Annotated in this window: 1 protein-coding gene; it reads left to right on the forward strand. The window is 45.8% G+C overall.

What is annotated here, in order from left to right; all coding sequences use genetic code 11:
* Positions 1–16,133 (forward strand): T1SS-143 repeat domain-containing protein (locus AACW75_RS05385; protein WP_237297661.1); only part of this gene is annotated, 16,133 nt, incomplete at its 5' end.
* Between the last annotated feature and the right edge of the window lie 22 nt (positions 16,134–16,155).

Genomic DNA, 16,155 nt, shown 5'->3' on the forward strand with positions numbered 1-16,155 from the left:
TACTTGAAGCGTTAGACCATGTTGATGGCTTGGCAAATAATGTTCTGAGCTTTGATCTGCCTGTTTATGCAGTTGATAGCGATGGCGACGATTCACTGGTGTCTCAGTTAAATGTAACCATCGGTGATGATGTTCAAATCATGCAAGGTGGTACGTTAGATATCACTGAGCCAAACCTTGCAGACGGCACAATCACAATTAATACCATTGATGTGATGCCAGAGCAAAGCGCCGATGGCGCGACGATCACTCAATTTACGTATGACGGTCAAGTTCGAACATTGGATCAAACTGACAATGGCGAGCAGCAATTTAGCTTCGCAGAAGGTGAGTTGTTTATCACTCTTGAAGGTGACGTACGCTTCGAACCAAACCGTAACCTCGACCATGAGTCTGGCCCAATCGTGAAGTCGATTGTGGTGACATCCAGCGATGGCGATGTGGATGTTGAAACGGCGACGGTTGTTCTGACCATTACCGATGGTGATATTCCAACCATCGAGTCCGTACCAAGCGTGACGCTATCAGAAACACAACTTTCTGATGGCTCGACACCAAGCGGCAGTGCGGTGAGTCAAACTGAGACTATCTCGTTTACTCACCAAAGTGATGATGTTGAGAAGTTCCGAATCGAACCGACGGAGTTCAATGTCGGCGGAGCGTTAACGTCGAACAACATTGCGGTTGAGCTTAAAGAAGACCCCGCAGACTCAGGCATCTATGTCGGCTTTATTGATGACGGTGGAACGGACGTTCCTGTCTTCAGCTTAAGCTTCTCAGGTACCACGTTGGGTGAATACACCTTTACTCTAATTGAAGCGCTAGACCATGCAGATGGCCTAGCTAATAACGATCTGAGCTTTGATTTGCCCGTTTATGCGGTAGACAGCGATGGTGATGATTCACTGGTGTCCCAACTTAACGTGACCATTGGTGATGATGTCCAAATCATGCAAGGCGGTACGTTAGATATCATCGAACCAAATCTTGTCGACGGCACAATCACAACCAACACCATTGATGTGATGCCAAACCAAAGTGCCGATGGTGCGACGATCACTCAGTTCACTTATGACGGTCAGCTACGAACGCTTGACCAAAATGACACTGGCGAACAGCAATTCAGCTTCACGGAAGGCGAGCTGTTTATCACCCTTGAAGGTGAAATGCGCTTTGAGCCGAACCGCGACCTAGACCACTCGGTGAGCGAAGATATCGTGAAATCGATAGTGGTGACTTCAAATGATTTTGATAATGATCCGGTGACTTCAACCATTACTCTAACCATTACTGATGGTGACAATCCAACTATTGATGCGGTGCCGAGCGTATCACTTGAAGAAGCTAATCTTGCTGATGGTTCCACGCCAACTGGTAGTGCGGTTAACCAAACGGAAACCATCACTTTCACTAATCAAAGTGACGATGTTGAGATATTTCGTTTAGAGCCAAGTGAGTTTAATACTAACAACGCGCTCAAGTCCGATGGCTTGATTATTGAGATTCGAGAGGAACCAACAGACTCTGGCAATTATATTGGTTTCACGACCGATATTTCGAATGTCGAAACCACGGTATTCACTCTCGAATTTAGCAGCACCACTTTAGGTGAATATACCTTTACGCTTCTTGAAGCCATTGATCACACGCCTATTCAAGGCAATAACGACTTAACATTCAACTTGCCAGTATACGCAGTCGATAGCGATGGTGATGATTCTTTGATGTCGCCATTAGCCGTGACTATCACTGATGATATTCAAGTGATGGTTAATGACTCTCTCACTATTGAAGAGCCAACTGTTGCAGATTTAGCTGCAGGTACGCCGACGACAGCTACCGTTAATGTACTTGATGAAGAAGGTGCTGATGGTGCGACGATAACTCAGTTTACTTACGATGGTGGGGCGGTATTAACGCTTGACCAAAACGATACGGGTGAGCAGAAGTTTGTGGTAGCTGACGGTTCATTGTTTATCACTCTTCAAGGTGAAGTGCGCTTCGAACCTAATCGTAATTTAGACCACACGACCAGCGAAAATATCGTGAAGTCTATAGTCGTCACTTCTAGCGATTCTGATAACGATGTTGTGTCCTCAACCGTCACGTTAACCATCACCGATGGTGATATTCCAACCATTGATGCGGTGCCAAGCGTTACTCTTTCTGAAACTAATTTGAATGACGGCTCTGCACCAAGCGGCAGCGCAGTAAGTCAGACCGAGACGATTACTTACACGAATCAAAGTGATGATGTGACGGGTTTCCGCATTGAGCCTACTGAGTTCAATACTGGCGGCACGTTGAAATCGAATGGGTTAGTAGTTGAGTTGAAAGCCGATCCAACCACACCGGTCGGATACATTGGTTACGTTACTGATGGCTCGAACGTTGAAACCAACGTGTTTACGATTAGCTTCTCGGATACCAACTTAGGCCAATACACATTCACTTTGCTTGAAGCGTTAGACCATGCTGATGGCTTATTGAATAATAACTTGAACTTTGATCTTCCTGTTTACGCTGTCGATAGCGATGGCGATGATTCTTTGGTTTCTCAATTGAGTGTAACCATCGGTGATGATGTCCAAATCATGCAGGATGGTACCTTAGATATCACTGAACCAAATCTTGCAGACGGCACAATCACAACGAATACCATTGATGTGATGCCAGAGCAAAGTGCCGATGGCGCGACGATCACTCAGTTTACTTATGACGGGCAAGTTCGAACTCTGGATCAAACTGACAATGGTGAGCAGCAATTTAGCTTCACAGAAGGTGAGTTGTTCATCACTCTTCAAGGTGACGTGCGCTTTGAGCCCAACCGTAATCTAGACCACACGTCTAGCGAAGACATCGTGAAGTCGATTGTGGTGACCTCAAGCGATTCAGACAATGACGTATTGACTTCAACAGTAACTCTGACCATTACCGATGGTGATATCCCAACCATTGATGCAGTGCCAAGCGTTACGCTTTCGGAAACTAACTTAAGTGACGGCTCTGCGCCTAGCGGCAGTGCAGTAAGCCAAACTGAGACGATTACTTTCACTAATCAAAGTGATGATGTGACTAACTTCCGCATTGAGCCAACTGAGTTTAATACTGGTGGCACGTTGAAATCGAATGGGTTTGCGGTCGAGATAAAAGAAGACTCTGCTAATCCGGGTACCTACATCGGTTTTATTACCAATGGCTCAGGCACTGAAGTTCCTGTCTTCACCATTAGCTTCTCGGCAACGACGCTGGGTGAATACACCTTTACCCTACTTGAAGCGCTAGACCATGCAGATGGCCTAGCTAATAACGATCTGAGCTTTGATCTTCCCGTTTATGCGGTAGACAGCGACGACGACGATTCATTGGTGTCTCAATTGAATGTGACCATTGGTGATGATGTTCAAATCATGCAAGACGGTACGTTAGATATCACCGAGCCAAATCTTACCGATGGCACAATCACAACCAATACCATTGATGTTATGCCAAATCAGAGTGCCGATGGTGCAACGATCACTCAGTTCTCTTTTGGCGGTATTGTCAAAACACTCGATCAAAGCATCGTAGGCGAGCAGCAGTTCAGCTTCACCGAAGGTGAGTTATTTATCACTCTTCAAGGCCAAGTGCGCTTTGAACCTAATCGTGACCTTGACCATACGACCAACGAAGATATCGTGAAGTCGATAGTGGTAACTTCAAGTGATTTCGATAACGATCCGGTGGCCTCAACCGTTACGCTAACCATTACCGATGGTGATATTCCAACCATCGATGCAGTGCCAAGTGTTACGCTCTCAGAAACAAACTTAGCGGATGGTTCTGCACCAAGTGCCGGCGCGGTAAGCTCAACACAGACGATTACTTTCACCAACCAAAGTGACGATGTGGTTCGTTTCCGCCTAGAACCAACCGAGTTCAATACCAACGATGCACTTAAATCGAATGGCTTAGCGGTCGAACTGCGTGAAGATCCTCAAGGCTCTGGTCAGTACATCGGTTTTACTACTAGTTCGTCTAATGTAGAGACAACGGTATTTACACTGGACTTCAACGCCGGAACCTTAGGCGAATACACCTTTACTTTAATCGAAGCTCTGGATCATCAAGACGCGCGTGGCAACAACGATTTAAGCTTTGATCTGCCAGTGTATGCGGTTGATAGTGATGGCGATGACTCGTTAGTTTCTCAGCTTGGCGTGACCATTGGTGATGACGTACAACTGATGCAAGGCGGTACAATAACTAGTAATGAGCCTGCTGCGAGTGTAGAAACGTCGAATGTTATTGATGTGATGCCGAAACAAAGCGCTGATGGGGCGAAAGTTACCTCATTCGTTTTTGAGGGGAACAGCGCAGAAAACCTCAATCAAAATGTGAATGGTGAACAAGAGTTTGTCTTCACTGAGGGTTCAGTATTTATTACGACGGAAGGTGAGATACGTTTCGAACCAGTACGTAATCAAAATCATGCTGGGGGTGATATTACCAAGTCTATTGAGGTGACGTCTGTTGACCTCGATGGCGATATTGTCACATCGACTGTGACGCTGAAGATTATCGATGGTGACCTTCCTACAATCGACCTTGTTCCCGGAATTACGTTATCTGAAGTGGATCTGGCTGATGGCTCTGTGCCAACGGGCAACCCAGTAACGATGACACAAACCATTACCTACACAGCGGGTAGTGACGACGTAAGCCATTTCAGAATTGACCCTACGCAGTTCAATACTTCAGGGGCTTTGAAATCGAATGGTCTTGATGTTCAGATAAAAGAGCAACCAGCAGATTCCGGTAATTACATTGGTTTCGTGAAAGACGGTTCTAACGTAGAAACCAACGTCTTCACGATCAGCTTCTCGACGAGCAATTTAGGGCAATATACGTTCACACTGCTTGAGGCATTAGATCATGTAGATGGATTACAAAACAATATACTAAGCTTCGATGTCCCTGTTTTGGCGGTTGATGCGGATGGTGATGATTCAGCAATGTCGCCTATGACGGTTGCGATCACCGATGACGTACAAGGTGTTCAAGATGGTACCTTGAGTATCACTGAGCCTTCATTAGCTGATTTGACATCGGGTACGCGACCTACGACGCCAATCATTGATGTTATGCCAACACAGAGTGCTGATAGCGCGAAAGTGACACAGTTTACTTACGATGGTGGCACAGCTGTTACGCTAGACCCAAGCATCGCCACAGAACAGGTCTTTACCGTAACCGATGGCTTATTGTATATCACCATTGAAGGGGAGGTTCGTTTTGAACCGAGCCGAGATCTCGACCATTCATCCGGCGATATCGTAAGAACGATTGTCGTCACCACCAGTGATTTTGATAACGATACAGATACTGCGGATGTCACTTTGACGATCAAAGACGGTATCGATCCAGTTATTAACGTGGTTCCAGATGTTAACTTATCGGAAGTCAACCTAGCGGATGGCTCGATGCCAAGTGGTTCTGCGGTAAGTTCGACTCACACAATCACTTATACCGAAGGAAGTGATGATTTTAGTCACTTTAGAATTGCTACCAACGAATTCAATCCTGGCGACCTGCTGAAATCAAGTGGTCTTGTCGTTCAACTTAAAGAAGATCCGGCTTCAGCAGGTGATTACATCGGTTTTACTGATGATGGCGCGGGCAACGTCACTGACGTATTCACAATTCGCTTTGATAGTGTCAACAAAGGTGAGTTTACTTTTACCTTGATTGAGGCGCTTGATCATCTTAATGGTGTACTGCATAACGATCTAACTTTCCGTCTACCGGTTTATGCCGTTGATACCGATGATTCTGAATCAACGAAGCGCGATGTGGTGGTTACGATAGAAGATGACATCCAGCAAATGCAAGATGGCTTCTTAACCATTACCGAACCAAATACTGGATCACCTACAACGGCGACAGTCGATGTGATGCCAATACCAAGTGCAGACGGCGCGAATATTACGCAGTTCACGTACGACGGTGGTTCTCCGATTACTCTGAATCAAAACAACAATGGCGAACAGGAATTTGTTTTCACTGAAGGTTCATTGTTTGTCACGTTAGCGGGTGATGTAAGATTCGAACCAAACCGCAACCTAGATCATTCTGCAGGTAACATTGTTAAGTCAATTGTGTTCACCTCTTCAGACTTTGATAACGATATCTTTTCCTCAACAGTCACGCTCACCATTATTGATGGCGATGGCCCAACGTTAAATGTTGTACCGAGTGTTAGCCTGTCGGAAAGCTTGCTTGCTGATGGTTCTACCCCTGGTACAGCCGCGGTCAGTGTGACTCAAACGATCACTTCACTTGCAAGCAGTGATGATATTGCTGAAATAGTGGTGGAAGTAGGGCTATTCAATACGAGCGGCGCGCTAAAGTCGGATGGTTTGTCACTGAGTTTGCGTGAAGACCCTGCAAATTCGGGCGACTATATTGCATTTACTACTGACGGGATGGGTGTAGAAAAAACCATATTCACTCTAGATTTTAATGATGCTAATCCGAGTCAATATACATTCACCCTATTTGAGCATTTGGATCATGTTGATGGCTTAGGAAATAACGATCTGAGCTTTGATCTTTCTGTTTACGCAGAAGATACCGACGGTGATATCTCAGCGTCTAAACCATTGACTGTCACTATTACCGATGATGTTCAGCTGATGCAGTCAGGTGCGCTCAACATCACTGAGCCAACTACGGGAACACCCACCACAACAGTCTTTGATGTAATGCCTGCGCAAAGTGCAGATGGCGCCACAATCACTAAGTTTACCTATGGTAGCCAACCAGAAGAGTCTCTGGTACAAACCGACACGGGTGAGCAAGAATTTGTGTTCATTGAAGGTTCTCTGTTTATCAACCTCGAAGGTGATGTGCGTTTCGAACCTAACCGCAATCTGGATCATTCGAGTGGTAACATCGTTAAGACCATTACGGTGACATCGGAAGATAAGGATGGTGATATTGTCACCTCGACAGTAACGCTAACTATTGCGGATGGTGCTCCACCAACTATCGACACAGTACCCACGGTTGCGTTGGCTGAAGCGAATTTGGCTGATGGTTCTTCACCGATCTTACCTGTGAGTCAGACTGAAACTATTACCTTCACGGAAGGCAGTGATGACTTGAGCTATTTCCGTATTGATACGGCCCAATTCAACACATCGGGCGACCTGAAAGCGGATGGTTTGGTTGTTCAGCTAAAAGAAGATCCTACCAACAGCGGCACCTATATTGGTTTTGTGGAAAGCGGCGGTGTTCAAACGGACATCTTCACCATCACTTTTAGTAGCGTGGTTTTAGGCGAGTACACATTCACCTTGCTGGAAGAGTTAGATCACCTGCCAGTACAAGGCAACAATAACCAAATCTTCACTTTGCCAGTAATCGCTGTCGATAAAGACAATACTGACTCAGCGATGAAACCTCTTACGGTGACCATTACCGATGATGTTCCAACCATCACTGACACCACTGTCGCGAGTACGTTTGTGGTTGATGAAGATGATCTTGGTGTTCTGGCACAAGCGACGGGTTCGTTTGTAACCACAGAAGGTGCAGACCAAGTCGAGGTTTACGAACTACGCGATATCGCAACTCTGGAAGCAACGCTATCGTCAGGCAATGAAGGTATTAAGATCACTGAGATCACCGGTGCTGCCAACACGACCACCTACCAAGGGGCGACCGACCCAAGTGGAACGCCAATATTCACATTAGTGCTGACTGATGATGGTGCTTACACCTTTACCTTGCTTGGCCCTCTAAATCACGCCACGACACCGAGCAACCTCAATACGTTAACTATACCGTTTGATGTTGTCGCTGTTGATGGTGATGGCGATGATTCCAACCAATATGTATTGCCAATCGAGGTGCTAGATGATGCACCTGTGATGACAGCACCAACGGGTGAAATGACTGTTGATGAAGACGATCTTTCAGGCATTGGTTCGGATCAATCTGAAGACACCATCATCAATGGACTGTTCACCGTCGATGAAGGTGCTGATGGCGTTGTGAAGTATGAACTGGTTGATGAAGATTTAGTTCTGACGGGCTTAACCTCCGATGGAGAAAGTTTAGAGTGGCGAGCTGTTTCACCGATTGGCACAACATTTACTTATGTTGCCCAGACAGTGACGAGCAATGAAGAGGTGTTCAAAATTGTTTTCGATACCTCAAACAACAGTTATCAGTTTGAACTGTTTAAACCCCTCAAGCATCCTGACGGCGCAGATGAAAACTCGATTGATCTTAACTTCTCTGTTGTGGCAGAAGATTTTGACCAGGACCAATCGAACGCTATCGACCTGAAAATCACGGTAACGGATGATGTTCCGTTGGTGACAACTCAATCGATCACTCGTCTTGAAGGTCAGGGCTATGGCAACTCCAAAGTCAACATGTTTGCTGATGCTACTGATATTGGTGCTGATGGGGCGGTTCTCAGTCGAATTGAAGGTATTACTAGCAACGGTGCAGATATTGTTTTCCGTACAGGAAATAGTGGTCCTTACAATGATGGTTTCGATTTAAACAGTGATACTCAACAGGTTCGTGTTTATGAGCAAACCGATGATGGTAGTGGTGTAGTTACTAGAGAGCTTGGCCGATTACGTATTAACTCAAATGGTGAAGTGGAATTTAGAGCCAATGGCTACCTAGATCATGATGGTGACACTATCGACTTCTCCATTAACGTGATTGCGACAGATGGAGACTTAGACACCTCTGAAACACCGTTAGATATCACTATTACTGATAGGGACTCTACCAGAATAGCGCTGAAAGTGACGACCTTCGAGGACGCGGGTAGAGATTCAACGATACCTTATGCAACGGGCGATGCGCCGACTCTTGAGAACGTTCAAGATAACCAGAGTGGTTTGCCTAATGCGCCAGCTCAAGTTGCGCTGCAAGTTAACCTGTATGACCAAGATAACAACGAGTCTATCGGCCAACTGACGATTCAAAACAGCAACCACAGAGGCTCGTTCTATTACTTTGATGGCATGGAGTATCACAAGCTAGATCCAGAACCTAACGGCGATATCATATTTGATGCCTCTGTGATGGACCAAAGTTTTGCTCCAAACCCAAATGAAGTAAGACAAACCATTGCGACGATCGACAACCTGTTCTTTGTCCCTGACCAAAACTTTGGGTCAAATAACAATGGTGTGCGAATCAATTATGAACTTGAAATTGATAACAATGGCACTCCTGATCACACCATTAATTCAAACTTTAGAATTGAGATTGAAGCTGTGGCTGATATCGCGACTTGGGATGACACCAATAGTACGTATCAGTATCAAGTGAACGAAGATGAAGACAATGTCACGTTACAGTTGAACGCAGAATCACAAGATAACAGCCGCACTGAAACTATCACCTATGAACTAGAAGCTGTGCAGGGCAGCGGTGAGTTTGAGTTACTCGATCAAAGTGGCAACGTGCTTACGCCTACTGGTGGTGTTTATATTATCGCTGCTGGTGATATCAATAGCACCGTGGTCAACCCTATTGATAACTTCTCTGGTCAAATTGAGTTTAAAGCAACAGCGATAACGGAAGAGACGCGTAACCCATACGATGATGCGGCCAACGGTGGAGCTAACGATAAGACGACAGCTCGCTCGGTAGAGCAAAACATTATTATTGATGTGACCGCAGATGCGGACCCTGGCACATTCAGTATCAGTCGAATTCAGATCAACGAAGACAATATTGATGATCCTGATTATCTAGGTCCTTTGGACAATAAAGATGCGTTCACGCTAGACGAAGTCATTACCATGACAGGGTCGGTGGATACTGACGGCTCTGAAAAACTATTTGTTCGTATTAACAATATTACTGAAGGCGCGGTGCTTAGCAGTACTGATAGCAATGTAATCATCAACACTGTGACTATCAATGGCATCGTTTACCAAGAGATTGCTTATTCTGACTTAGCGAAAATTGAAGTTACTCCGACTAAACACAGCAATGTTGATTTTACCTTCGATGTAACGGGTGTAGTTAAAGACACTGCGACCTTGTCTACTGGTTCGCAAGTCGATGAAGAAATTTTAGGGACTAAAACGGTTAATGTTGAGGTTAAAGGTGTCGCTGATGTTCCTTACGGTGGGACGAATGGTACAGATTGGACAACGTTTACAGATGGCTCGACAAACGGTGTTCAAACTACCATTGAAGAGAGTCAAAATGGCGATAGCTTTGCTCTGCTTGACTTCACTGTATTGTCTGGAGAAAGAAGACCTGATACTGGTACTACGCCATTAGCTGATGATGGTTCAGAATCCATCACTGTGATTCTATCGGGCATACCCGACGGAGTTATTCTTGAAGACGGCGACGGTACAGTGATTGATCTTAACTTTGTTGGTTACGAGACTGGACCGGGCGGCAGTCCTGACTTATCCAAACCTATCTATGAAGCGAACATTACTGAGGCGGGTAAAACTTCAGGTATTCGCATCAGACCTGTCGACTCTTCAACCGAAAATATTCACATTCAAGGTAAAGTGATTGTTACTGAGAATGATGGTCATACACTGTCCTTCGATCAAGAGGTTCGAGTGCTTGTTATACCTCGAATCGACACATCAGCAACTTATGTCAATACGACTAACGGTGATGAAGATACGGCTATCAACATTGATTGGCACCCCGAAGGTGCAGACTATATTGATTCTGATGAGCATTTCACTTCGATTACGATTTCCGGTATTCCATCGGGTGTCACACCTACCGTAAATGGTGATGTTACTGTTGTAAATGATGGTGCAGGTACGTTAACGATTACACCTAAAGACGCGAGTCAAACACCGGAACAATTTACTCAAATTGCATTAGCGAATAACTTCATTCAAATGACGCCTCCGGCTGATTCTAGTGCAGATTTTACGTTGACCACCGAACTTAAAATGGAAGAGCGAGATCATGAGTATACGTCTAGCGGCCTAGAGGATAAAGATGGTGGTTATGTCGAAGCCGATCCAGATATAACCGGAATCATTAACGTTCAAGTACGACCTGTGGTTGAACCAGGAGATGCCAATAACAAACTTGTTGTCGATGAGATTGCAGGTCTTACAGATCTAACAACAGCGGTTGCAGATGCTCTGACCGGTGTCCTTAAATTTACAACCAATAGTGACAATACATCGGTAACGGATGAGTTCGTTATTCGTTACGAAGAAACTGATGCTTCGTCTGCTATCGAAGAAGTGGACCAGTTAGTTATTCAATTAACAAACGTGGACGACTCGGCGCTATCAGATGATGTGCTCAATCAGTTACTTGTTATTGGTGCTGCTTATGAAGGCAACGGTCGCTGGGTTGTTACCAATGAAGATCTGTTTAGTATCAGTGCACCGAACGGGCTTACTTTTCCTCCTGTCTCTAATCTCCCGAACGTTTTCAATGACATTAAGATGACCATCTTTAGTACAGTGATTGATCGCGGTGATGGTTTCGAAACTGAGTCGTCACCAGCAGTTCAGAGGGAAGGTGAAGTGAACTTGTCATTCCCAGAAGTGCTTGTTGGTGGAAATGAGGTTGCCGCAGATATTGCGATTGTGCCAGACAGCGTTATCGATGCTGTAGAAGATATTCAGCTTGATCTCGGTGCGGCGTTAAACGGTATTCTGAGCTTTACTGGTCGAGACGGTTCTACCGACCAAGTGACGGTAATCATCGATGGCACTCTGGTTATAGATTCTAATACATCATTCCCAATTAGCCTGTCGGGAACAAGTGATGTTGACTTTGTGAACGGAAAATATGTTTACGAGACTACAGTAGAACAGGGTGTAACTGTTGATTCATCGGGCTTGTTACTGAACCTGCCACCAAACTACTCAGGTGACTTTAGGTTGCCGATGACCATAGTGACCAAAGATCTACAATCTGGTGATGAGAAAACCTTAGTTACTGAAGTCGTCATCAAAGTTGCACCTGATGCAGAGACGGATCCAACGATCGATGTCACTGTCGTGGGATCTTTTGATGATGCCTTTAACCCTGTCGATACTGATGGTCAGAGTGGACAAGATCCAGTTGGTTACGAAGACACCTATATTCAGCTCGATTTCAACTCGACCATTTCGGATCAAGTTTCAGGCATCGAGGGTGGTCAAGAAGAGTTTACGTCTATTACTTTAACGTTGGACGACCCTTCAATTGGTGCATTCTATGACAATACGGGTACCTCATTAGGTACATCTGTCACGTTTAATCAGGCTGAAATAGCGGCAGGTGCTCTAGATAATGTGCTCTTTAGAGCTGTAACAAACTACCCAACGAGTAATGATATTAACCAAGTGCAGGTTAATGTCAGCGGAACAGTCACTGATACAGCAACCTATAATGATCCTGCTTCACCTGCCGGCACTGCGACCGACAGCGATACTTTTAATACAAGCGTTAGCTTTGATGTTGTTCCTGTTGTCGATGATGTACTTGTTACAGGTCCGGGCAGCGATCCGGATGTTATCGAGATTACCGGTAACGAAGACCAGCTTATTTCTTTGTCAGGAACGGGGCCTGTATCGATCGCACTGACTGACCTTGATGGATCAGAGCAGTTTGTTTCGATTAAGTTTACGGATGTTCCTGATGGTTTCCAGATGCGTGCGGATGCTGGCTCGACATACACCGTGAAAAATAACGGTAATGGAGAGTGGAGTGTTCAACTGCCTCAAGCTTCAGGGCTTTCATTCGACCTGAGTGAGATTTCGATCTTACCGCCTAAAAACTTCAGTGGAACTGCCGAGTTTGGCGTTGAAGTATTCACTCAGGAATCTTTGCTGGGTGTACCTACAGCGGCGGCAAACTTACCAAGCTTCAAACTGCATGTAGTACCTGTTGGTGACGATGTTGATACCAACCCGACCGATTCTGTTACAGGCAATGAAGGCCAAAATATTGATATCGAAATCAATGCGACCATTTTGGACAAAGAGCTGTCGGCAACAGGAAGCGGAACGTTTACCGAAAACGCACCAGAAACATTTCGGGTTGAAGTGGCGGGTGTGCCTCAAGATGCTTCTATTTTCTATCCAGACGGTACGACATTGGCTAGCTACGATCCGGCAACACAACTATGGACACTTGATGTTCCGGCTCAGTCGCTCGATAAGATCGTATTTAACTCGGGTGAACACAACAGCGATGCGGGCAATGCGCTTGGCATCACTGGACCACTGCAGATTACGGTGCGTTCTGTGGATACAGACGCTGACAATACGGAATACTTGGGTACGCCAACCAGTTTCGATGTTGATTTGGTGATTGATCCTATTAACGATCAACCGACGTTTGTGAATGTGACCAACATTGAAACGCCGGAAGACATCAGTATCGCTATCGACAACTTTAGTATCTACGATGTTGACGCTAACTTTGATAACCCAGATGCGCCTTATATTCTTACGTTGCAAGTGGATCCAACATTGCCGGGAGCGCAAGGCGTGTTTGAGTTCACTAGCTCACCTGACGTGTCGTTTGTATTGCAGGCTGATGGCTCGCTTGTGATTACAGGTAAAGAAGCTGACATCAATACCGCTTTGACCAATGGGGCTGTGACATTCAAACCAGACCCTGACCAGAACTACCTTAATCAGAATGGGTTGGTTACGATCAATGCAACGCTTGATGACGGTGGTAATAACGGTCTGATTGACGCGGGTGATCCGAATACCGCTCAAACCAATCAAACTACTTTCACCATTAAAGTGACAGAAGTGAATGACGCTCCGGTCGCTACCGATGTTGATTTGGGCTCGATTGCCGAGGAGGGTCAACTTGTGATTGTTGAAGGTGATTTGATTACAGCAAGTTCTGATTTAGAAAATCATAACCTCACAGTAGCGGGCGTGACTCTTACTCAAGGTCAAGGTCAATTACAGCGCTTTGAGAACGCAGGTGGTGCTGACAACGCTACGGTTACAGGCCCATTCTGGATATTCACGGCAGCCAATGACTTCAATGGCGATGTTAAGCTTGGTTATTCGATTATTGATGATGGTACCACCAACGGTGCGCCTGACTTCCTAACAGACAATGCGGAAATCAACCTTGTAGTGACAGAAGTCAACGACCAACCAGTGGCAACCAATGTTGATTTAGGCACCATGCCAGAAGAAGGCCAGTTGATCATTAAAGCGGAAGATCTAATTGCTGCGACGACAGACCCTGAAGGCGATGCGATTACAGTGACTGGGGTTGCTATCGACCAAGGTCAGGGACAGCTTCAGAAGTTTGAAAATGTTGGCGGTGTAGATGACAACTCGATCAATGGCCCATACTGGGTATTCACTGCAGCTGATGATTACAATGGTGACGTTAAATTCACTTATACCGTGGAAGATGATGGCACAACCAATGGCGCGAATGACTTCTTAACGGATACTGCTGAAATCAGTGTTGTGGTAACGGAAGTGAATGATCAGCCGGTGGCAACGGATATCGACTTAGGAAACATCCTTGAAGAAGGTCAGTTGATCATTAAAGAGGGCGATTTAATTGCTGCGACAAGCGACCCGGAAAATGACACGATTACCGTGACTAATCTGGTGCTCGATGAAGGCCAAGGCCAGTTACAGCGCTTCGAGAACGTAGGTGGTGCTGATGACGCTATGATTTCTGGCCCGTACTGGATATTTACGGCGGCTGATGAATACAACGGTAACGTTAAATTCACCTATACCGTTGAAGATGATGGTACCACCAACGGCGCTAATGACTTCCTAACGGATACTGCAGAGATTACCGCGATTGTCGACGGCGTGAACGATACACCTGTTGTTAATGGTGACAGTGTAACTACTATTATTAACGAGGATGTTGGTCAGCTATTGAGTGGTATCAATGTCAGTGACCCTGATTATGTTGATACATTTTCTGATGATCTCATGACCGTTACGCTGACAGTGGATTACGGTACATTGAACGTATCACTTCCTGCAGTGACGACGGTGATGGTCAACGGCAACAACACCGGTTCGGTTATCTTAGTTGGCACTTTGAGTGACCTAAATGCGCTGATTGATACGCCAACCAGTCCAAACGGTGTCTACCTTGATGCGAGCCTGTCTCCAACCAATAGCATTGGCTTAGAAGTTGTCGCCAAAGACAGCGGAAACCCTTCGGGTATCGCGATAGAGACGACGCCTGTGGTTTACAATATCGCGGTGACGCCAGTCGCGAATGCACCAACCTTGTCGGTTGATACTGCGTCTAATTACGTGAGAAATATTACCGCGAGTCAGTCAGTCAGTGCGAGTGGCATTCCTTTGGTTGGAATTATCGCTGCCTTAACGGACATTACTGAGGAGCTAACGCTGCATATCAGCGATGTGCCTGCTGGTGCTCAAATCACTAGTGACGTTGGTTCTGTGACCGATCTCGGTGGTGGTGTTTGGGTGGCAACGGCAGATGCGATCGATAGCTTGCAAGCAGTAGGGCTTTCTCAAACTCCGGGTAGTTACACGCTTAAAGTTGAGGCGGTTTCTGAAGAGACTGACAACAACGATACGGCGACATCAGCTTCAATCGACCTTAACCTGAATATTGTGTCTGACGCGGTCGATATTAATCTGGCTTCGGAAACTGACGATATTCAACTATTGGCTAGCGCGAATGCGACTGACCTAACTGCGGGTTCTGGAAATGACCGACTGGAAGGTGGCGCGGGTGACGATACGCTTGTTGGCGGTGATGGTAACGACACACTGATTGGCGGCGGTGGTTCAGATATTCTAACTGGTGGCGATGGTATGGACTCGTTCGTATGGCTTAATATCGAAGATGGCGTTGAAGACACCATTACCGATTTCAGCCTATCTGAAGGTGACCAGATCGACTTGCGCGAAGTATTGCCAGAGCTGAAGAACACATCTCCAGACATGACGGCGTTACTGCAACAGATAGACGCGAAAGTGGAAGGGGATGATATTGAGCTTACGATCAAGTCTGATGGTTTAGGTACCACGGAACAGGTGATTGTGGTTGAAGATCTTGCACCTCAGTTGACGCTAAGCAGCACCATGCCGTCAGACATTCTGGATGCGTTAGTACAGCAGAATGTCATCACTCACGGTTAAAGTTAAATAGGTGAGCGCTAGT

Origin of the sequence: Vibrio sp. L3-7 (genome assembly GCF_963898195.1) — a bacterium.
Taxonomy (GTDB): domain Bacteria; phylum Pseudomonadota; class Gammaproteobacteria; order Enterobacterales; family Vibrionaceae; genus Vibrio; species Vibrio echinoideorum.